The sequence below is a fragment of the Nonomuraea sp. ATR24 genome, from assembly GCF_041950485.1.
In the GTDB taxonomy this organism is placed as follows: Bacteria; Actinomycetota; Actinomycetes; order Streptosporangiales; family Streptosporangiaceae; genus Nonomuraea; species Nonomuraea ceibae.
Window position 1 is genome coordinate 256,479 of record NZ_JBGNUU010000013.1, and the last position, 18,925, is coordinate 275,403.

Sequence of the window (18,925 nt, forward strand, 5' to 3'; positions counted from 1 at the left end):
TTACGCGGGTCCGTACGGCACGCTGAGCTCCGCGAAGACCGCCCGATGGTCGGTCCCCGGCACGTCGTGCACGCTGACCGCCCGGACCCCGACCCGCTCGTCCACCAGCACGTGGTCGATCGTGATGATCGGCGGCATCCGCCTGTTCGCCGGCCAGGTCGGGATCAGCCCGGCCCCCACCTGGTCGGCGGCGTCCTTGTAGCCGCGGGCGAGCAGCCGCCGCATCGGCGCGTGGTCGAGCGAGGCGTTGAAGTCGCCCGCCAGGATGCGCACGGTGTCGGCCGAGGCGGCGGGCAGGGCGTCGAAGACCGCGTGCCAGTCGGCCAGCTTGGCGCCCAGCGGCGGCACGGGATGCACGTCGTAGAACTCGACGGGCGCGGCCCCGGGCAGCGCCAGCGCGGCCACGGGCATGTTGTGCCCGGGCAGCGGCGGCAGCGCGTCAGGCAGGGGCCGGAGCGGATGTCTGGAGAACAGGCCGCTCCCGCTGGCGTTCCACTCGGCCTGGAGCACCCGGTGCGGCATGAGCTCCTTGAGCCCGGCCAGGTCGAGCTCCTCGACCGCGCCCGGCGTCAGCTCCTGCGTGTTGAGCACGTCGGCGTCGTACGCGCGCACCAGCTCCATGATCGACCGCGTGTCGGCCTTGCCGAACAGCAGGTTGACCGACAGCACCCGGAGCGGCCGGCCCGCCGTCGCCTCCGCCGTGCCGAACCACCGGGGCAGCACGCTGAACCCGAGCGCCGCGGTGGTGAGCAGCGCGACCGCGGCGGCGGCCCGCCTGCGTCCGAGCGCGGCGATCAGCAGCGGCACCAGCGAGCCCGCCGCCGCGTAGGGCGTGGCGGTCATGAGCTGGGTGGGGATGGAGCCGCGTTCGAGGCCGGCCAGCCGGGTCACGGCCCACGCCGCGAACGGCGTCACGGCCAGCCAGGTGAGCGTGGTCCCCGTACGCCCGCGGCGCCGGGGACGGGCAGGCGTGACGATCGTGCCGCCGATCGGGCTCTCCGCCGATACGCCCACGGGTCAGCCCAGCGTGGCCAGTGTCGCGCGCCCGCGTGCCGCCAGCCGGCGGGTCGCCTCGTCGGACGGCTCGGGGATCTCCTCGACGGGGAACCAGCGCAGGTCCAGCGACTCGTCGCTGATCACGGCCTCCGCCCCGGCAGGGGCCACGGCCGCGTACTCGACGTCCAGGTGCCAGCTGTGCGGCGGATGGCACCAGACCTGGTGCCTGTCGAGCGCCAGCGGCCCGGGCAGCAGCTCCAGGCCGGGGATGCCCGACTCCTCCACGGCCTCGCGCAGCGCCACCTCGGCCAGCGTGCGGTCACCCGGCTCGCAGTGGCCGCCCATCGGCAGCCACATCCCGGCCTTGGGGTGGAGCGTGAGCAGCACCCGCCGGCCGTCGTGCGAGAGCACCGCCGTGGTCGCCGTCAGGTGGCCGGGCGCGCACGCCCGAAGCATCGCGTCGTCGTGCGCCCGCAGGTGCTCGACGAAGCTCTCCCGCAGCGCCTCCTCCTCGGCGGACGGGGCCGTCCAGGAGGAGAGCACCGCCAGCGCGTCGCCGTGCAGGCTCAACTCCTGCCGTCCTCGCCCTGCTCGTCGTCGGGCTTGCTGTCGAGCTGCGAGATGTCCCAGGCGGTCTCGCCCGCCACGAACACCTCGGGGTGCGCCAGGTCGTCGGCCGTCGGCATGAGGTCGGGGTGGCCCCACAGCGCGTCGCGGCCGTCGACCCCGCGGGCGCTCTCCAGCGCCTGCCACAGCGCCGCCGCCTCACGCAGCCTGCGCGGGCGCAGCTCCAGGCCGACGAGCGTGCCGAAGGTCAGCTCGGCGGGCCCGCCGGTCGCGCGGCGTCGCCGTACGTTCTCCGCCAGGGCGGCGGCGGAGGGCAGCTTGCCCGCGGCGGCCTGGTCGACCACCGTGGACACCCAGCCCTCGACCAGGGCGAGCATCGTCTCCAGCCGGGCCAGGGCGGCCTTCTGCCGCTCGGTCTCCTCGGGCTTGAGCAGCGCGCCGCCGCTCAGCGCCTCCTGGAGCGCCTCGGGGTTGTTGATGTCGAGGCCGCGGATCTGCTCCTCCAGCGCGGAGGTGTCGACCGTGATGCCCCTGGCGTACTCCTCGACGGCGCCGAGCAGGTGCCCGCGCAGCCACGGCACGTGCTGGAACAGCCGGTGGTGCGCGGCCTCGCGCAGAGCCAGGTAGAGCCGGATCTCCTCGGCGGGGTGCTCCAGCCCGTCGCTGAAGGAGGCGATGCCGCCGGGCAGCAGCGCCGCGGTGCCGGACAGGGGCAGCCCGATGTCGGTGGTGCCGATGACCTCGCGCGCCAGCGAGCCGAGCGCCTGCCCGATCTGCTGGCCGACCATCATGCCGCCCATCTGCTTGAGCATGCCCATGAGCGGCCCGGCCATCTGCTGGGCCTCGGGAGGCAGCCCGGAGCCGCCGAGCGCGCCGCCCATGGTCTCGACCATGCGCTCGGCGATCGGCTCGGCCAGCTTGCGCCAGACGGGGATCGTGTTCTCGATCCACTCCGAACGGCTCCACGCCTGCGGATTGGACACGCCGCTGGGCAGCGTCGTGGCCTCGTTGAGCCACAGGTCGGCCAGCTCCAGCGCCTCGACGATCTGGCGCCGCTCGCCTTCCATGACGCTGGGATCGCCCTGGGCGACCACGGCATGCCGGGCGATGTTCTTGGCCATGTCCCAGTTGACAGGGCCGGAGCCCTGGGGCGCCGACAGCATGTCGGCGAACTGGCGCATCGCCTGAGCCATCTGCTCAGGGTTGCCGAACATGGCGAACGGGTTCTCGTTGGGGTCGTTTTCGCGACCTGGCAGGTCAGTCACCGCTCTACCTCGTGCAGGATGGAGGAGTCCACATCCGCCACGTTAGTCGTCCTACGGCGGATCAGTGCAAAGTGAGGACCTGGTGCCTACCTCGAAACGCCCGCGCCAACCCGTCGTAGCCGTCACCGGCGCCGCCTCCGGTCTGGGCCGCGAGCTGCTCGCCAAGCTCGTGTCCGCCCCGGATTTCCGCAGGGTGGTGGCCATTGACGAAGAACGCGGCGACATCCAGGAGGCCACCTGGAGAGTGATCGACGTACGCGATCCGCTCTTGGCGAACCGGATCTCCGACATCGACGTCCTGGTGCACCTGGCGGGTGACTACGCCGTCGACTCCGACCCGAAGGAGCGCAGGGCCTACAACCTGCGCGCCGCCCAGACCGTGCTCACGGCGAGCGCGGCCGCGCGCGTCCGCCGTGTGGTGCTCGTCACCAGCGCGATGGTGTACGGGGCCGCGCCCGACAACGAGGTGCCCCTGGCAGAGGACGGGCCGGTGGCGGCCGAGCCCGACACGGGCGTGGTCGGTGACTTCCTGGAGATCGAGGCGCTGGTGCGCCGGTCGCTGCGCAGCCATCCGGGCCTGGAGGTCACCGTGGTGCGGCCGGCGGCCGTGGTCGGTCCCGGCGTCGACACCGTGATCACCCGCCACTTCGAGTCGCCCCGGCTGCTGACGGTCAAGGGCTGCGAGCAGCGCTGGCAGTTCTGTCACATCGAGGACCTGCTCTCGGCGCTGGAGCTGGCCGCGCGCGGGCAGGTCACAGGCGTGGTGGCGGTGGGCTCCGACGGCTGGCTGGAGCAGGAGCAGGTCGAGGAGCTGTCCGGGATCCGCCGGTTCGAGCTGCCGGCGGGGCTCACGTTCGGCACCGCGCAGCGCCTGCACCGGCTGGGCATCACCCCGGCGCCCGCCACCGACCTGCACTACGTGGTCTACCCGTGGGTCGTCGACTGCACGGCGCTGCGCGAGGCGGGGTGGAAGCCGGCGTGGACGAACGAGGCGGCCTTCGCCCAGCTCCTGGAGCTGCGCGAGAACCGTACGACGGTGGTCGGCAGGCGGCTGCCCGTCAAGGAGGCGACGCTCACGGCGGCGGGCGCCACCGTGGCGGTCATCGGCACCGCGGCGATCGTCAGGCAGGTGCGCAAGAAGCGTCGCGGGTGAAGACTCTGTAGTCTCTTTTCGTGGACGTCATCCGGTTGCTGGCCATTCGTGACAGCGCGCTGTCCGTCGACGAGGTGATGGCCGCGGTGGGCGACCACGCGGCGGGCGGCACCTCGCTGTTCGTGGGCACCGTCCGCGAGGAGGATCACGGCAAGGCCGTGACCAGGCTCTCCTACTCCGCGCACCCCTCCGCCGAGAGCGAACTGCGTTCGGTGGCGGAGAAGGTGGCCTCCGACTTCCCGGTGACCGCGCTGGCCGCCGTCCACCGCGTCGGCGACCTGGAGCTCGGCGACGTCGCCGTGATCGTGGCCGTGGCGTGCCCGCACCGCGACGAGGCGTTCCGGGCCGCGCGCAGGCTGATCGACGATCTCAAGTCCCAGGTGCCGATCTGGAAACATCAGGTGTTCGCCGACGGGTCGACCGAGTGGGTCGGCGCCTGCGAATAAGCTCGATCCATGTCACGACGCGCCCTGACCCTGCTCGTATCGGGCTTCCTGGTGCTCGCGCTCGGCATCGTGGGGGCGTTCGTGGACGTGCCGTACGTCGTGCTGAGCCCCGGCCCGACGGAGAACACGCTGGGTGAGGTCGACAAGAAGCCCGTGATCACGATCAGCGGGCGGGAGACCTACCCGACCAGCGGGTCGCTGAGGCTCGTGACCGTCGCCTACCAGGGCGGCCCCAACTCCAAGATCGACCTGCTGACCGCGCTGCGCGGCTGGATCGACCCGTCGGTCGCCGTCGTGCCGCAGGAGACCATCTTCGCCCCCGACCGCACGCAGAAGCAGGTCGAGGAGGAGAACGTGGCGGAGATGACCAGCTCGCAGGACAACGCGACCGCCGCCGCGCTCAACGAGCTCAAGATCCCCTACTCGACCGTGATCTCGGTGCGCACGGTCCAGAAGGGACAGCCGGCCGACGGCAAGCTGAAGGTCGGCGACAAGATCACCGCCGTCGACGGCAGGCCGATGGTCGACGTGGAGGAGGTCGGCAAGGCCGTCCGCGAGCACAAGCCCGGCGAATCGGTGACGTTCACCGTGACCAGGGGCGACGACCAACTGGACGTGACCCTCCAGACCGCCAAGGGCGAGCAGGGGCAGAGCCGGGTCGGCGTGACCATGCAGCGGGAGTACAAGTTCCCGTTCGACGTCGACATCAACGTGGGCGACGTGGGCGGGCCGAGCGCCGGGCTGATGTTCTCGCTCGGCATCCTGGACAAGCTCACCAAGGGCGAGCTGACGGGCGGCAAGCAGATCGCCGGCACCGGCACCATCACGCCCGAGGGGCAGGTGGGGCCGATCGGCGGCATCGCGCAGAAGATGGTCGGCGCGCGGAAGGCCGGCGCGACCGTCTTCCTGACGCCCGCCGGCAACTGCGCCGAGGCCGTGAAGGGCGCGCCGGACGGGCTGCGCCTGGTCAAGGCCGAAACGCTGCACAGCGCGGTGCAGGCGCTCGACGCGCTGCGCACCGGCAAGGGAAAAGTGCCGTCATGCGACGCGGGATGAAACTTCTTGTGATGGTCGTGCGTTAGCCGTACGGATGGCCCTGCGGTGTAGGTTGCCAGACACGGACCGTTTCTTCATCACGACGAGGGGTTGGCCTTGAGCTTCCGGACCCCAGGAGCCGGTAGGGCGATGCGCTTGCCCCGCCGACCGCGACTGCTTCTGCCTGTCGCGATCGCACTAGTTGCGATTGTGGCGCTTTTCTTCCTTTTTTCGGGGATTTATACCGACTATCTATGGTTCAACGCGATCGACTTCATGCCGGTGTTCTCCGGCGTGCTGCTGACGGAGATCGTGCTGTTCGTCATCGGCGCGGTGCTCATGGTGGGCATCGTCGGCGGCAACATGCTGCTGGCCTTCCGGACCAAGCCGATGTTCGGGCCCGCCATGTTCGGCGGAGCGAGCGGGGCCGACCGCTACCGCATGGCGCTCGACCCGCACCGTAAGCTGATCTTCCTCGTCGGCATGGCGATGCTCGCGCTCTTCGCGGGCTCGTCCTTCGCCGGGCAGTGGCAGACCTGGATGAAGTTCGCCAACGGCGAGACGTTCGGCAAGACCGATCCGATGTTCAAGATCGACGTGTCGTTCTTCATGTTCGACCTGGCGTTCATCCGGATGGTGCTGAACTTCCTGTTCGCCGCGGTGATCATCTCGATCGTGCTGGCGGCGATCACGCACTACCTCTACGGCGGCTTCCGGCTGCAGTCGCCCGGCGTGCACGCCTCGCGCGCGGCCCGGATCCACCTGTCCGTGCTGCTGGGCGTGTTCGTGCTGCTCAAGGCCATCGCCTACTGGATCGACCGCTACGAGCTGGTCTTCTCCGAGCGCGGCTTCGTGCACGGCGCCTCCTACACCGACGTCAACGCGGTGCTGCCCGCCAAGACCATCCTCGCGATCATCGCGCTGATCTGCGCCGCGCTCTTCTTCGCCGGCATCTTCCGCCCCGGCGGCATGCTGCCCGGCGTCTCCTTCGGCCTGCTCGTGCTGTCGGCCGTGCTGATCGGCGGCGTCTACCCGCTGCTCGTCGAGCAGTTCCAGGTCAAGCCCAACCAGCAGGGCAAGGAAGCCGCCTACATCGCGCGCAACATCGAGGCCACGCGGCAGGCGTACGGGATCGACGACGTGAAGGTCGAGCAATACTCCGCCGAGGCCGACCCCGCCAAGGTCCAGCAGGCCGGCGACACGTCCGTGACGGGCGTGCGGCTCCTCGACCCCGCGCTCGTGTCCAACACCTACGAGCAGACCCAGCGCATCAGGGGCTTCTACGAGTTCGCCGACCAGCTCGACGTCGACCGCTACCCCGACGCCAACGGCAAGCCCGTCGACCACATCGTCGGCGTCCGCGAGCTGAGCGGCCCGCCGGAGGGCCAGAACAACTGGATCAACCGGCACCTCGTCTACACCCACGGCTATGGCATCGTGGCCGCGCCGGGCAACAAGGTCGACTCCGGCGGCCTGCCCGACTACGACGCCAAGGACATGCCCGTCACCGGCCCGCTGACGCAGACCACCGGGCTCAAGGAATCGCGCATCTACTTCGGCGAGCACCCCAACAACAACGAGTACGCGATCGCCGGCGGCAACCCCCAGCGGCCGCAGGAGCTCGACTACCCGGAGACGGGCGGCACCGGCCAGGCGAACACCACCTACACCGGCAAGGGCGGCGTGCCCGTCGGCTCGTTCGTCAACCGGCTGTTCTACGCCGCCAAGTACGGCGAGGTGAACATCCTGCTGTCGGGCGACATCAACGACAACTCCAAGATCCTGTACGAGCGCAACCCGCGCGCCAGGATCCAGAAGGTCGCCCCGTTCCTGACGCTCGACTCCAACCCCTACCCGGCGATCGTCGACGGGCGGGTCACGTGGATCGTCGACGCCTACACCACGTCCAACGCCTACCCCTACTCGCAGAGCGAGAGCCTCGGCGAGATGACCCGCGACACGGCCACCGACCGCTCGCGCGTCATCGCCCAGCAGCCGCAGGACCAGGTCAACTACATGCGCAACTCCGTCAAGGCCACGGTCGACGCCTACGACGGCACGGTCACGCTGTACGCCTGGGAGCCTGACGACCCGGTGCTGAAGACGTGGAGCAACGCGTTCCCCGGCGTCATCCAGCCCAAGGAGCGGATGTCCGCCGACCTCAGGGCGCACGTCCGCTACCCCGAAGACCTGTTCAAGGTGCAGCGCTACACCCTGTCGCGCTACCACATCACCGACGCCGCGGCCTTCTACAGCGGCCAGGACTTCTGGAACGTCCCCAACGACCCGTCGCAGGGCGACCGCAACATCAAGCAGCCGCCCTACTACCTGACGGCCACGATGCCGGGCGGCCAGCCGACGTTCTCGCTGACGACCACGTTCGTCCCGAGACAGGGGCCCAACCTGGCCGCCTTCATGGCGGTCGACTCCACCGACGGCCCCAACTACGGCCAGCTCCGCGTCCTGCGGATGCCGTCCAACGCCCCGATCCCCGGCCCCGGCCAGGCGCAGAACGCCTTCCAGAGCCGCTTCGCGGGTGAGCTCAACCTGCTCGGCGTCGGCGCCTCGTCGGTCCGCTACGGCAACCTGCTGACGCTGCCGTACGCGGGCGGGCTGGTCTACATCGAGCCCGTGTACGTCCAGGTCGCCGCGGGCGGTGGCCAGGAGCCGTACCCGATCCTGCAGCGCGTCCTGGTCTCGTTCGGCAGCAAGATCGGCGTCGGCCGCACGCTGGAGGAGGGCCTGGCCGAGGTCTTCGGCGGCGAACAGCAGGAAACCACCGAAAACAAGCCCGCCGATGAGAACCAGCAGCAGCAGCCGGCCCAGACCACTGCTCTGGCGACGGCCATCTCCGAGGCCCAGACGGCCTACGAAGACGCCCAGAAGGCCCTGCAGGCCAGCCCGCCCGACTGGGACGCGTACGGCAAGGCCCAGGAGCGGCTCGACGCGGCGCTGGAGAAGCTGAAGTCGCTCGGCGCCCAGCCGGCGCCGAACGCCTCACCCACGGCCTCGCCCACGGCGTCACCGTCGGCCACGCCCACCGGCTCACCCCCGGCCACGCCGACCGGTTCGCCCACGGCTTCACCCACGGCGACGGCCACCGGGGGGACGTAGGTCAGTCAGTTTGCGTAAGCCCCGTGTCAGGGATAGTCTTTAGACACACACCGACGCGGGGTGGAGCAGTTCGGTAGCTCGCTGGGCTCATAACCCAGAGGTCGCAGGTTCAAATCCTGCCCCCGCTACCAAAAGAAAAAGTCCTCCAGGAGTTTCTCCTGGAGGACTTTTTCGTATGCGCAATTCCGCGACTTAATCACCTGAAAGCCTTCAGTGCCGGGTCCGCCGGAAGACGCCGAACTCCACCGCCAGCCCCGCCAGCGCGCCCCCGCCGAAGGCGACGAGCTCGTCCAGCCCGAGCCCCTCGTCCCTGGTCGTCAGCAACGCGAGGGCCACGTTGGCGACGACGACGCCCGCGAGCATGAGGATGACGAGCCGCACCGCCGGCCAGGCGGATTCCCGGGCCTCACTCATGATCAAGCCTCCTTCATATGTAGACCACCTACATGTAGACAGCCTACTCTAATGGCCGAGCTGACGGGATACGGGTTCCGCGCCACCTGGCATCACCTGGTGCTCGCCGCCCGCATCCCCAAACAGGTGGAACGGGACCCCGCCGCGCTGGCTCGAGCGGTCGACGAACTGGCCGCCGCCCGCAGCCTGTGGCTGCCGCACGTCGCCGTCGTCCCGGTGATCCGGCGGCTCGTCGAGGCCCATGCCTACGGGAGGCCCGCCCCCGGCGTATGCGTGCTGTGCGCGACGCCGAGACCGCCGGACGCGGTCTGCCCGGCGTGCGGCGTCGCCGGGCCCGCGCACGCACCGGAGCCCCGGGACGACGACCGCTGGCGACAGGTCCGCGACCGAACGTGGGGGAACCCCCGAGGGCTGGCTCCCCTGGGAACGGCGGATCCGCCCGTTGTCCTTCGACTCCGGTGACTAATCAGGCAAGATCGGTGTATGAGTGCATTAGTCAGGGCCGCGCTCGTGGGCGCCGTGGTCGGAATCGCCGAAGCCATGCTGTACGTGTTCGGCGACGCCGACGAGATACCGGTCGTCCTCGCGATGGCCCTGCTGCCGTTCCCGCTGGGCATGTTCCTGAGCTGGTTCGGCAGGCTGCCGCTGTCCTGGGCGGTGTCGACGCTGGCGTCCTTCCTGCTGTACGTGCTCATGCTGGCGTTCGCCGTCTTCGGGCTGACGCTCTCGACCGCCATGGACTTCGGCGCGGTCACCGGCACCGCCGCCTTCATGGCCCTCGGCGTCATCGGGTACGTGGCCGCCGCCGCGATCGTGATGCCGGGACCGGCCAAGGCCAGGTCGCTGGCCGCCGGCTTCGTCGCCGTGACCTGCCTCGGGCTCGGCCTGCCGCACGACCTGATCGCCGCCGGCGCCCAGGCCGAGCGGCTGCACCGCGCCGGCTTGCCCCTGGTCGGGCCCGGCCTCGACGGCTTCCGCCTGACCCACGCCGACGACGACTACACGGGCCATCCCGACGAGCCGGAGCTGCACCTCACGTACGAGGGCGAGGGGACGATGATCGAGGTCTGGGTGCTGCGGCCCGACCTGACCGGCCCGTACCTGGCCTGCGAGTACGACAGCGGCGCGGACTGCCGGCAGGTGCGGGACGGCGTCTGGATGGACGACTACAGGGTCATGTACGCGAGCCGCGGCGGCACCACGGTGCGGCTGGAGGGCGAGACTGCCTCCTATGACACCCTGCTGGCCATGCTGGACACCTTCCGCCCGATCCCCCTGACGGAACTGGCAGCAGCCGACCGCCCATGACTCCGGCATAGCCGCGGAGATATCGAAATATCAACTTTTGAAACGGCATCTTGTCGGCGCGGGACACCAGCGGCATAGTGGTGCAGATCACAGCGCGCATCCGTCGCGGCGTGCACTTCAGGCACTGCCGCCCCCAGGCAGACCGACTATGCGCAGGAAAGCGCGGATTGGACGAAGCGCATGAGATCCGCCCCGCCGATCCGCCGCAAGATCCTGCGGATTCTCCTGGTGCCTCTGGTGTCGCTCGTCGGCCTGTGGGGCTACATCGCGTACAGCATGGTGTCGGAGACGACGGGGTTCGCGCAGAGCCGGGGCGAGTGGGACGCGGTCGGCGCGCCGTCGCGTGAGCTGATCATCGCGCTCCAGCGGGAGCGGCTGCTCACCGCCGAGCTGGCGGGCCGGGCGGCGGGTGACACGCAGCTCGCGACGCAGCGGCACGTCACCGACCAGGCGGTGGCGCGGGTGCGGGACGTGGCGGCCGGGCTGGCCGAGCAGCCGCAGGCCGGCACCGCGCCCGAGACCGTGCGGGCGCTGCTCAAGGCGCTGGACGGGCTGGCGGGACTGCGCGCGGCGGCCGATCTCGGCGACGAGGCGGCGCTGACCACGACCGAGAAGTACAACGTGATGATCGGCGTCGCCAACCAGCAGTTCGGCGGCGCCGAGCGGCTCACCGAGGTCTACTCCTACCGGGTGCTGCGCGGCCTGTCGGCCTACAGCTCGGCCGCCGAGTACGCCTCCAGGGAGGCCGCGGTGCTGGCCCCGGCGCTGGAGCGCGGGCAGATGACCTCGACCGAGCACGCGGCGTTCGTGGCGGCGATGACGGCCCGGCGGGTGCAGCTCGCCGACGCGCTGCGCGACATCGGCCCCGAGCTGCGCGCCCTGCACGAACGGCTCGTCGCCACCCCGTCCTACCAGCGGTTCGAGCAGGCGGAGGACGCCGTCTACGCCTGGAACGCGCGCGGCATGCCGCCCGTGACCGCCACGGCCTGGCGGCTCGACGCGGCCGAGGCGTTCGCCGGGCTGAGCGGCAACTCCAGCCAGGAGGTGCGGCGGGCCACGCTGAAGGGCGAGACCCGCGTCGTGGAGGGCCTGGTGCGCATCGGCGTGGTGCTGGGCCTGGGCCTGCTGGCGGTGCTGCTGTCGATCGTGCTGTCGTACCGGTTCGGCCGCTCCATGATCGACGAGCTGAGGAAGCTGCAGGCGTCGGCGGTCGAGCTGGCCGAGGTCCGGCTGCCCAAGCTGGTCGAGCGGCTGCGCAAGGGCGAGGACGTCGACCCGGCCGAGACGACCGCCGAGCTGGAGCAGGCCAGGACCGCCGAGGTCGAGCGGGTCGTGCAGGCGTTCTCGGCCGTGCAGCGCACCGCCGTCGAGGCCGCGGTCGGCCAGGCCACGCTGCGCAAGGGCGTCGGCCAGGTCTTCCTCAACCTGGCCAGGCGCAACCAGGCGCTGCTGCACCGCCAGCTCACGCTGCTCGACGCGATGGAGCGCAAGGCGGAGGACCCCGACACGCTGGAAGGGCTGTTCAAGCTCGACCACTTCACCACCCGCATGCGCCGCCACGCGGAGAACCTGATCATCCTGTCCGACGCGGCGCCCGGCAGGCGCTGGCGGGACCCGGTGCCGATCCACGACGTGATCCGCAGCGCCGCGCTGGAGGTCGAGGACTACACGCGGGTCACCATCCAGCCGATGCCGCAGGCGCCGATGCTCGCGGGCGCAGCCGTCACCGACGTCATCCACCTGATCGCCGAGCTGATCGAGAACGCCACCTCCTTCTCCCCGCCCAACACCAGCGTCCAGGTGCGCGGCCTGGCCGCGGCCAACGGCTTCGCCATCGAGGTCGAGGACCGCGGCCTGGGCATGAACACCGCCACGATGGCCGAGCTCAACGCCCAGCTCGCCACGCCGCCCGAGTTCGACCTGGCGGGCAGCGACCGGATGGGCATCTTCGTGGTCTCCCGGCTGGCCGCCCGCCACGGGATCAAGGTCACGCTGCGCCAGTCGCCCTACGACGGCACCACGGCGATCCTGATGGTCCCGGTGAGCGTGCTCACCGAGCCCGTGCAGGCCCGCCCGCACACCACGGTCTCGCTGTTCGAGCCGGCCTCGGCGCCGCCGGTCCGGCAGGTCCCGGCCCCCTCCGCCGTACGGACCCTGCCCCCGCCGCCCTCCCCGGCGCGCTACGAGACCGACGACGACCTGGACGGACTGCCGGTACGGGTACGGCAGGCCAGCCTCGCACCACAACTCCGCAAGACGCGCCCACGGCAGGAACCCGACATCTCCACTCGCTCCCCGCAGGAGCTCCACGACCTGATGACCTCCATGCAGGAGGGCTGGCGGCAGGGGCGCAGGGAGGCGGAGGAGAGCCGTGACATGCGCGATGAAAGGGATGACCATGGCCGACGCGAGATCTGAGCTGAGCTGGCTGCTGGACGACCTGACCCACCGGGTCCCGGGCGTACGGCACGCCGTGCTGCTGTCGGCCGACGGCCTGACGATGGGCGGCTCCCAGGGCATGACCCGGGAGGACCACGAGCATCTGGCGGCCATCGCGGCGGGCAGTCACAGCCTGGCCGTGGGCGCCGGGCGGCACTTCGGGCTCGGCGGCGTACGCCAGACGATCATCGAGCTGGAGGGCGGCTTCCTGTTCGTCTCGGCCGCCGGACAGGGCGCCCGGCTGGCCGTGCTGACGGCGGCGGACGCCGAGCTGGGACTGATCACGTACGAGATGGCGCTGCTCGTCAAGCGCGTCGGCGAGCACCTCTCCACCCAGCCGAGAGGAGCCGCGCCCGCGCCTGTCTGGAACGGGACGGCACCGTGACCGACGACGATCCGGGGCCGCTGATCAGGCTGTACGGGCTCACCGGCGGCCGGGCGCGGCCGTCGGGGGAGGCGTTCGACCTGGTCGCGATCGTCACGACGATCAGGACGCCCTTCGAGCTGCCGGGGCTGAACCCCGAGCACCACGCCATGCTGGCCATCTGCCGCCGGCCGACGCCGGTGGCGGACGTGGCGGCGCAGCTCGGCCTGCCGCTCAACATCACCCGTGTGCTCCTCGGCGACCTGCGGCGCGAGGGCCTGGTGAACATCGACCCGCCGCAGCCTCCCGACCAGACGATCGACGAACGCACTTACAGGGATGTACTGCATGGAATTCGCAGGCTTTGACCGCCCCCGGCCCTCCGGCGGGACGCTCACCGCGACGGCCCTGAAGATCCTGATCGCGGGTGGATTCGGCGTCGGCAAGACGACGATGGTCGGCACCATCAGCGAGATCCGCCCGCTGCACACCGAGGAGCTGCTCAGCGACCGCGGCGTCGGCGTGGACGACCTGTCGGGCGTGGAGACCAAGGTCGCCACGACGGTGGCGCTCGACTTCGGGCGCATCACCATCCGCGAGGACCTGTGGCTCTACCTGTTCGGCACGCCGGGCCAGGACCGGTTCTGGTTCATGTGGGACGAGCTGGCGCTCGGCGCGCTGGGCGCCGTCGTCCTGGCCGACACCCGCCGCCTGCAGGACTGCTTCCCGGCGGTGGACTACTTCGAGCAGCTCAAGCTGCCGTTCGTGGTCGCGGTCAACTGCTTCGACGGGGCCCGCCGTCACGATCCTGCGAAGGTACGGCGGGCCGTCGGGCTGGACGAGGGCACCCCGGTCGTCCTGTGCGACGCGCGCAACCGCGCCTCGGTCAAGGACGTGCTCACCACGCTCGTCACCCACGCGGTGAGCCGGAGGTAGCCGTCAGGACGTCGTGCAGCTGATCGGCGACGGCGTGCTCGTGCCGTCCCCGTTGGCCAGGAAGCCGAACGTGGTGGTCGCGTCGGGGCCGACCGAGCCGTTCCAGCCCAGGTTGGAGACGGTCACGTTGCCGCCGCTGCCGGACACCGAGCCGTTCCAGAGCTGCGAGATCGACTGACCGCCGGAGAACGTCCAGCCGACCCGCCATCCGCTGATCGGCGCCGTGCCGGTGTTGCGCACGGTCACCTCGGCCTGGAACCCGCCCTGCCACTTGTTGACCAGCTTGTACGTGGCGGTGCAGCCGGGCGTGCCCGTGGGGGTGACGGTGGGGGTAACTGTCGGGGAGACGGTGACCGTCGGCGTGACGGTCGGCTGCGGCGCGGCCATGGCCAGGTCGTACGCCCGCTGCGGCACGAACTGTCCCGCCGAGGCGATGCACCCGTCGGCCTCGCCGGGCGGCTTTACCCACAGGTACGCGTCGATCGCCGGGTCGCCGGTGTCCGTCGTGCTCCAGGTGCCGGTGGCGCGGCCCGCCGGGTCACACCACTCGCTGCCCGCCGGGCCGTTGCCGTTGCGGCTGGTGTCGATCACCGCGCCGAGCCCGGAGACGCCGGTCGCCGCGATGACGCTCTTGGCGTAGGACACCAGGCCGGGCGTCGAGCGGTAGTTGGAGGTGTTGACCGCGATGCCGTCGGCGCTGGTGCCGACCTGGGCGCCGTTCAGCCGCGAGGCGGCCTCCGACGGCGACAGCCAGGCGTCGTGCCCGATGTCGAAGTACACCTTGACCTGCGAGGACGTCGCCTTGAACCGCTGCCCGGCGTAGGCCATCGAGGCCTTGACCTCGGCCTGCTCGGCGGAGTTCATGCAGTTGGACATGATGGCCAGCGCGTCGGGCTCCAGCACGATCGTGGCCGGGCGGCCGCCCAGACCGGCGGCGATCTGGTCGATCCAGCCTCGGTAGGCCGCGTGGTCGGGGGCGCCGCCGGCGCTCGGGCCGCCGCAGTCGCGGTTCGGCATCGCGTACACGGCCATGATCGGGATCTTGCCGGCCGCCGCGGCGGCGCCCACGTACGCGTCCACCTGGCCGCGCACGGCCGACGGGTTGTAGCTGGCGAACCAGCGGCCCTGCGGCACGGCCGCGATCCGGTCCCTGATCACGGCGGCGCGACTGTCGCCGGGGTTGGCGGCCACCCACTTGGCGGCGTTGGTCTGCGGGTCGACGTAGAACGCGGAGTCGGCGGCCTGGACGGCGGAGGAGGTGAAGACGGCCGCCCCCGCCACCGCCGTGACGGCCGCGGCGACGATGGCGGCCACCAAGGGCCTGCTGCGAGACATGGATACTCCGTCCGGTGATGTGGGAGCGCTCCCACGGGGTTCACTCGGATGGTAGGGAGCCGGTCGCCGTTCCCAGAAGGGTCCGCACCGGCCGCGACGAGGGCGCCCGGCGAAAGTCACAGGCGGGACAGGCTGTTCGGCTGTGCGGAAGGGTGAAACTTTCAGCAGCCGCCTTGCTATGGTCCCTGGTGTGCATGGGCCAGGGGGACCGGTCAGGCGTAGGGATATGCGGTGGTTGTGGCTGGTGGTGCCACCGAGCATCGCGGCCACGGCGAGCGTGATCGGGGCGATATTTCCCGGCGGCAGCCTATATATCTGGTCCTATGCGCTGATGTTCTGGATCTTGGCGGCCGTCGCCTGGGGCGTGCTGTTCTTCCTGCGCCGCTACCGCAAGCTGTCCGCCGTCGGCCCGCTGCTCGCCGTCGCCACCTTCGCCGTCGTGGCCGCCGACCTGCCGATCCGGTTCGCGTTCGCCGTCTCCGAGCACGCCCTGTCGACCTACGTACGGTCCCTGCCCATGCATCCGGAGAGCGTCACCGTGGGCGACGTCGAGGCCGGGCTGGGCGTCGAATGGGTCGGCCTGTTCCCCGTCGGCCGTGCCGTACGCCATGTCGGCAGCACCGACCTGGGCGTCGTCGGCTCCGGGGGATGGCTGGAGTTCTGCGGGCTCACCTACTCCACCGGGACCATCCGCGCCACGTCGGCCGACCACCTCTCGGGCCGCTGGTACGTCACGTGCGAGGCTTTCTGAAGACCAGCAGATACCGCCAGAAGAGCAGACGGCGGATCCGGGCCCCGGGCAGGAGCTCGGCGGCCCGTTCCCTGATCTCCGGCAGCGTCATCGCGGGCGGCCTGACCGGCGCCCGCACCGGCGAGTGCGCCGCCCTGCCTGCCAGGGCCAGCCTGATGGCGGCGTTCGCCGGGACGGCCGCCCCGCTGACCAGGCGGTCGGACCAGGTGCTCTCGCGATAGCAGCCCAGCACCGCGAGCACCCCGCCGGGAGCCAGCGCCTCCCGCAGCCGGCTCACCGTGCCGAACGGCACGTGATGCAGGCTCGCCAGGCAGGACACGAAGTCGTAGCGTCCGCCCGGCAGCTCCATCGCGGTGATGTCGCCGTGCGTGAACGTCACCCCGGGAGTCTGACCGGCGGCCCGGATGACCGCCTCGTCCGGATCGACGGCGTCCACCGCCGGCCCGCGCGCGGCCAGGGCCCGCGCGAACGCCCCCGTGCCGCACCCCACGTCGAGCGCGTGCCGGGCGCCCGGCGGAAGCTGTTTCAGCAGCAGGCCGTGGTAGTGGTCGTTATGGTCGAACATCTCGGAATTATGGGCTTGTCCGCCATTGTTGATCAATGATTACATGATTACATGACTGAAGAGAATGTGCCGACGCTCTACGAATGGGCCGGCGGCATCGAGGCGTTGGAACGGCTCACCGAGGTCTTCTACGGACACGTCGTCAAGGACGAACTCATCGGGCCGCTGTTCGCGCACATGGACCCGGGGCACCCCAAGCACGTCGCCATGTGGCTGGCGGAGGTGTTCGGCGGTCCGTCGCGCTACACCGACGAACGTGGCGGATACGCGCACATGCTCTCCTACCACCTGGGCAAGGCCATCACCGAGCCGCAGCGCCGGCGCTGGGTCAGCCTGCTCATGGACGCCGCCGACGAGGTCGCGCTGCCCGACGACCCCGAGTTCAGGGCCGCGTTCTTCGGCTACATCGAATGGGGCACCCGCATTGCCCGGCACAACTCCCAGCCCGGCGCCACGCCTCCGCCCCAGGCGCCCGTGCCCCACTGGGGCTGGGGAGTCGCGCCGCCGTACACGCCGTAGTCACTCGAAGTAGCACTCCGGCTCGGCGAGCGGGTCGACGTGCGCGTCGGACTCGCGCACGTCCTCCTCGCGCGTCCACCGGGAGATCCCGCGGGCGGCCGCGTCGTCGATCTCGTCGATCCGATGCCGCTGCGGGAGCCGGTCCAGGTACATCGCCGCGAACGACGCCTGCGGGTCGTCCCCCAGGTCCTGACTGACCTCGTACGGTTGCTCGCTCATCGAACTCACGCCTTGCCGATCATGATGGCCGCTTTCCACCCGGCCCATCCGAGCAGGAACAGGGCGAACACCACCTGACCGGCGCGCGTCCAAAAGGCAGAGGCCACGTCCGCGTACACCACGACACCCAGCCACATAACGCTGAATGTCCCGACAAAGGCGATTGCCGCCCAGTTCATCCCGCGTTGCCACATATGCGCAGTCTCCCAGGCCGTCCGCCAAGCGCGGGTATGTCCCAGGTCGTCATCCGGTGATACACGCGCGCTCTATCCCGCGCCGGTTCTACGGTCCGCCGCTGTACGGGCCGGGTCGCACGCTTTTCGTCCGGTGCGGCCCAGCAGCGGCACCTCTTTCCTCGGCCCCCCGGTGGCGCCTCTCCCTTGACCGACCCGGCGTGGCGCCCCCTCCCGACCGGTCCGGAAAGGGGCGCGTCGGGGTCAGCGCGGCAGAGTGCGGACGGAGCCGACGCAGCGGCGCAACCGGATGCCGGCGCGGGGCCTCGGCCGGGCATGCTGCTCCAGGCAGGCCAGCAGCGCCGCCGCCGTGCGGGCGTCGGACAGGATGCGCTGCACGGCCTCGCCGTTCGCCGGAAGCTGGCCGTGCTCGCCCAGCTCGTGCGTGAGGAACGCCATCGGCTCGGGCGCCCCCACCGAGTCGGCCGCCACCGTGGCGCGGGCGGCGGTCAGCAGCCGCAGGTAGTGGGTGCGCATGACGGCCTCGCGCATCCGGGCGTGCTCAAGGTCGTCGACGAGCGTCCGCGCGATGCGCAGGAGATCCTCCGGCTGCGTGGCGTCGTCGGCGAGGAAGGCGCGGATGTCGTCGAACTCCGAGCGGGTCATGGCGGATACCTCCGAGAGCGCAGTCTGCTCGTACGTACTTCGTACCTGGGAGCGATTGCGGATGACTTGCCGGGCACTTGCGCGTTCCGCCGGATCCGGGGGGTGCGCCCCCGGGCCGAGCCTTGCCATGCGCGTGGAGAGGTTTGGCGGTTGCCTGGGGAGGGAAGAACGTCATGATTACCCGAGACGGGCCACGGTGGTCTTCGGGGCTGCTAGAGTTGCTGAGGCGCGGGCGACGAGGGGCTGATCAAGCTCCGGAGGTGCCCGGCGAATCCCACTCTCTGGCGAGACATCCGGACGGTTCGAAGCTGTCCGAATGGCTGGTAAGTTAGCGGGGCGTCGAAATTCCAGCAGGTCGAGCAAGTCCGGTCAATTTGACAGAGACTTGAACGGCTGAAAGAATTAAGACACAACGAAATGAGCGCCTCTCGCAGGACTGGGGAGCAAGCGTCCGTTTCTTGAGAACTCAACAGTGTGTCAAAAGCCAGTGCATGAAGTTTTTCATGCAACACCTCGTCAAATATTTGACGGATATGTTGCCTGGTATCAAACCTTTTTTGGAGAGTTTGATCCTGGCTCAGGACGAACGCTGGCGGCGTGCTTAACACATGCAAGTCGAGCGGAAAGGCCCTTCGGGGTACTCGAGCGGCGAACGGGTGA

General features: G+C 70.4%; 21 protein-coding genes, 1 tRNA gene and 1 rRNA gene. 14 read left to right on the plus strand and 9 right to left on the minus strand.

Annotation, left to right across the window (positions count from 1 at the left end):
* From ACBI99_RS29400 to ACBI99_RS29410, 3 genes are read right to left on the minus strand one after another with little or no spacing between them, the layout of a single operon-like run.
* The gene (locus ACBI99_RS29400) at nt 1-1,014 is read right to left on the minus strand and encodes an endonuclease/exonuclease/phosphatase family protein (RefSeq protein WP_375073980.1); all 1,014 of its coding nucleotides are present in this window, start codon (nt 1,012-1,014) and stop codon (nt 1-3) included.
* 3 nt (nt 1,015-1,017) lie between these two features.
* On the minus strand, nt 1,018-1,566 hold the full coding sequence (locus tag ACBI99_RS29405; protein ID WP_219504860.1) for an NUDIX hydrolase: 549 nt from the start codon (nt 1,564-1,566) through the stop codon (nt 1,018-1,020).
* Entirely contained in the window at nt 1,563-2,777 is a 1,215-nt protein-coding gene (locus ACBI99_RS29410; RefSeq protein ID WP_219504923.1) for a zinc-dependent metalloprotease, read from the minus strand. The genes ACBI99_RS29405 and ACBI99_RS29410 overlap by 4 nt, the downstream gene beginning before the upstream one ends.
* 130 nt (nt 2,778-2,907) lie before the next feature.
* Here ACBI99_RS29410 and ACBI99_RS29415 point away from each other — a divergent pair, with 130 nt between their 5' ends.
* From ACBI99_RS29415 to ACBI99_RS29435, 5 genes are all read left to right on the plus strand, one after another.
* The gene (locus ACBI99_RS29415) at nt 2,908-3,981 is read left to right on the plus strand and encodes an NAD-dependent epimerase/dehydratase family protein (protein WP_375073994.1); all 1,074 of its coding nucleotides are present in this window, start codon (nt 2,908-2,910) and stop codon (nt 3,979-3,981) included.
* Nucleotides 3,982-4,001: 20 nt separating this feature from the next.
* Nucleotides 4,002-4,427, plus strand: a complete 426-nt coding sequence (locus tag ACBI99_RS29420; RefSeq protein ID WP_219504862.1) for a molybdenum cofactor biosynthesis protein MoaE — start codon at nt 4,002-4,004, stop codon at nt 4,425-4,427.
* A 9-nt stretch (nt 4,428-4,436) separates the two neighbouring features.
* Nucleotides 4,437-5,483: a PDZ domain-containing protein gene (locus ACBI99_RS29425; RefSeq protein WP_375073981.1), complete on the plus strand. Its 1,047-nt coding sequence runs from the start codon at nt 4,437-4,439 to the stop codon at nt 5,481-5,483.
* A 129-nt stretch (nt 5,484-5,612) separates the two neighbouring features.
* On the plus strand, nt 5,613-8,576 hold the full coding sequence (locus tag ACBI99_RS29430) for a UPF0182 family protein (protein ID WP_219504866.1): 2,964 nt from the start codon (nt 5,613-5,615) through the stop codon (nt 8,574-8,576).
* Nucleotides 8,577-8,630: 54 nt separating this feature from the next.
* Nucleotides 8,631-8,707, plus strand: a tRNA-Met gene (locus tag ACBI99_RS29435).
* A gap of 79 nt (nt 8,708-8,786) precedes the next feature.
* On the opposite strand, the gene ACBI99_RS29440 is transcribed toward ACBI99_RS29435, so the two are convergent.
* Complete coding sequence (locus ACBI99_RS29440) at nt 8,787-8,990, minus strand: hypothetical protein (RefSeq protein ID WP_375073982.1); 204 nt, start codon at nt 8,988-8,990, stop codon at nt 8,787-8,789.
* A 51-nt stretch (nt 8,991-9,041) separates the two neighbouring features.
* On the opposite strand from ACBI99_RS29440, the gene ACBI99_RS29445 reads away from it, so the two are divergent.
* The 6 genes from ACBI99_RS29445 (at nt 9,042) to ACBI99_RS29470 (ending at nt 14,037) form a co-directional block, all read left to right on the plus strand.
* Nucleotides 9,042-9,452: a hypothetical protein gene (locus ACBI99_RS29445; RefSeq protein ID WP_375073983.1), complete on the plus strand. Its 411-nt coding sequence runs from the start codon at nt 9,042-9,044 to the stop codon at nt 9,450-9,452.
* Between the two features lie 21 nt (nt 9,453-9,473).
* Nucleotides 9,474-10,298: a hypothetical protein gene (locus tag ACBI99_RS29450; RefSeq protein ID WP_375073984.1), complete on the plus strand. Its 825-nt coding sequence runs from the start codon at nt 9,474-9,476 to the stop codon at nt 10,296-10,298.
* Between the two features lie 180 nt (nt 10,299-10,478).
* On the plus strand, nt 10,479-12,716 hold the full coding sequence (locus ACBI99_RS29455) for a nitrate- and nitrite sensing domain-containing protein (RefSeq protein WP_375073985.1): 2,238 nt from the start codon (nt 10,479-10,481) through the stop codon (nt 12,714-12,716).
* On the plus strand, nt 12,697-13,122 hold the full coding sequence (locus ACBI99_RS29460) for a roadblock/LC7 domain-containing protein (RefSeq protein WP_364176495.1): 426 nt from the start codon (nt 12,697-12,699) through the stop codon (nt 13,120-13,122). Before ACBI99_RS29455 ends, ACBI99_RS29460 begins: the two co-directional genes overlap by 20 nt.
* Nucleotides 13,119-13,469, plus strand: coding sequence for a DUF742 domain-containing protein (locus tag ACBI99_RS29465; protein WP_219504879.1), 351 nt, complete (start codon nt 13,119-13,121; stop codon nt 13,467-13,469). The genes ACBI99_RS29460 and ACBI99_RS29465 overlap by 4 nt, the downstream gene beginning before the upstream one ends.
* Nucleotides 13,450-14,037 (plus strand): ATP/GTP-binding protein, encoded by a 588-nt coding sequence (locus tag ACBI99_RS29470; protein WP_219504881.1) that lies wholly within the window; start codon nt 13,450-13,452, stop codon nt 14,035-14,037. Before ACBI99_RS29465 ends, ACBI99_RS29470 begins: the two co-directional genes overlap by 20 nt.
* Nucleotides 14,038-14,040: 3 nt before the next feature.
* Here ACBI99_RS29470 and ACBI99_RS29475 read toward each other — a convergent pair whose 3' ends face one another.
* On the minus strand, nt 14,041-15,372 hold the full coding sequence (locus tag ACBI99_RS29475) for a glycoside hydrolase family 6 protein (protein ID WP_375073986.1): 1,332 nt from the start codon (nt 15,370-15,372) through the stop codon (nt 14,041-14,043).
* A gap of 226 nt (nt 15,373-15,598) precedes the next feature.
* On the opposite strand from ACBI99_RS29475, the gene ACBI99_RS29480 reads away from it, so the two are divergent.
* Nucleotides 15,599-16,123: a hypothetical protein gene (locus ACBI99_RS29480; protein WP_375073987.1), complete on the plus strand. Its 525-nt coding sequence runs from the start codon at nt 15,599-15,601 to the stop codon at nt 16,121-16,123.
* Here ACBI99_RS29480 and ACBI99_RS29485 read toward each other — a convergent pair.
* The gene (locus ACBI99_RS29485; RefSeq protein WP_375073988.1) at nt 16,104-16,688 is read right to left on the minus strand and encodes a class I SAM-dependent methyltransferase; all 585 of its coding nucleotides are present in this window, start codon (nt 16,686-16,688) and stop codon (nt 16,104-16,106) included. The genes ACBI99_RS29480 and ACBI99_RS29485 overlap by 20 nt on opposite strands.
* A gap of 51 nt (nt 16,689-16,739) precedes the next feature.
* Here ACBI99_RS29485 and ACBI99_RS29490 point away from each other — a divergent pair, with 51 nt between their 5' ends.
* Complete coding sequence (locus ACBI99_RS29490; protein WP_219504890.1) at nt 16,740-17,207, plus strand: group II truncated hemoglobin; 468 nt, start codon at nt 16,740-16,742, stop codon at nt 17,205-17,207.
* Here the strand turns inward: ACBI99_RS29490 and ACBI99_RS29495 are convergent, their stop codons facing one another.
* From ACBI99_RS29495 to ACBI99_RS29505, 3 genes are all read right to left on the minus strand, one after another.
* Nucleotides 17,208-17,426, minus strand: a complete 219-nt coding sequence (locus ACBI99_RS29495) for a hypothetical protein (RefSeq protein ID WP_219504893.1) — start codon at nt 17,424-17,426, stop codon at nt 17,208-17,210.
* Nucleotides 17,427-17,431: 5 nt separating this feature from the next.
* A complete protein-coding gene (locus tag ACBI99_RS29500; protein WP_375073989.1) occupies nt 17,432-17,620 on the minus strand; it encodes a hypothetical protein in 189 nt (62 codons plus the stop codon).
* Nucleotides 17,621-17,863: 243 nt separating this feature from the next.
* Entirely contained in the window at nt 17,864-18,265 is a 402-nt protein-coding gene (locus ACBI99_RS29505; RefSeq protein WP_219504897.1) for a hypothetical protein, read from the minus strand.
* 554 nt (nt 18,266-18,819) lie between these two features.
* Between ACBI99_RS29505 and ACBI99_RS29510 the strand changes: the two genes are divergently transcribed.
* A 16S ribosomal RNA gene (locus tag ACBI99_RS29510) occupies nt 18,820-18,925 on the plus strand; the annotation flags it as partial.

Coding starts and splice junctions, on each gene's coding strand:
- ACBI99_RS29410 (WP_219504923.1), bottom strand. CDS start 2,777: ATGTTCGGCAACCCTGAGCAGATGGCTCAGGCGATGCGCCAGTTCGCC.
- ACBI99_RS29425 (WP_375073981.1), top strand. CDS start 4,437: ATGTCACGACGCGCCCTGACCCTGCTCGTATCGGGCTTCCTGGTGCTC.
- ACBI99_RS29430 (WP_219504866.1), top strand. CDS start 5,613: ATGCGCTTGCCCCGCCGACCGCGACTGCTTCTGCCTGTCGCGATCGCA.
- ACBI99_RS29440 (WP_375073982.1), bottom strand. CDS start 8,990: ATGAGTGAGGCCCGGGAATCCGCCTGGCCGGCGGTGCGGCTCGTCATC.
- ACBI99_RS29445 (WP_375073983.1), top strand. CDS start 9,042: ATGGCCGAGCTGACGGGATACGGGTTCCGCGCCACCTGGCATCACCTG.
- ACBI99_RS29450 (WP_375073984.1), top strand. CDS start 9,474: ATGAGTGCATTAGTCAGGGCCGCGCTCGTGGGCGCCGTGGTCGGAATC.
- ACBI99_RS29455 (WP_375073985.1), top strand. CDS start 10,479: ATGAGATCCGCCCCGCCGATCCGCCGCAAGATCCTGCGGATTCTCCTG.
- ACBI99_RS29460 (WP_364176495.1), top strand. CDS start 12,697: ATGGCCGACGCGAGATCTGAGCTGAGCTGGCTGCTGGACGACCTGACC.
- ACBI99_RS29470 (WP_219504881.1), top strand. CDS start 13,450: ATGGAATTCGCAGGCTTTGACCGCCCCCGGCCCTCCGGCGGGACGCTC.
- ACBI99_RS29475 (WP_375073986.1), bottom strand. CDS start 15,372: ATGTCTCGCAGCAGGCCCTTGGTGGCCGCCATCGTCGCCGCGGCCGTC.
- ACBI99_RS29480 (WP_375073987.1), top strand. CDS start 15,599: ATGCGGTGGTTGTGGCTGGTGGTGCCACCGAGCATCGCGGCCACGGCG.
- ACBI99_RS29485 (WP_375073988.1), bottom strand. CDS start 16,688: ATGTTCGACCATAACGACCACTACCACGGCCTGCTGCTGAAACAGCTT.
- ACBI99_RS29490 (WP_219504890.1), top strand. CDS start 16,740: ATGACTGAAGAGAATGTGCCGACGCTCTACGAATGGGCCGGCGGCATC.
- ACBI99_RS29495 (WP_219504893.1), bottom strand. CDS start 17,426: ATGAGCGAGCAACCGTACGAGGTCAGTCAGGACCTGGGGGACGACCCG.
- ACBI99_RS29500 (WP_375073989.1), bottom strand. CDS start 17,620: ATGTGGCAACGCGGGATGAACTGGGCGGCAATCGCCTTTGTCGGGACA.
- ACBI99_RS29505 (WP_219504897.1), bottom strand. CDS start 18,265: ATGACCCGCTCGGAGTTCGACGACATCCGCGCCTTCCTCGCCGACGAC.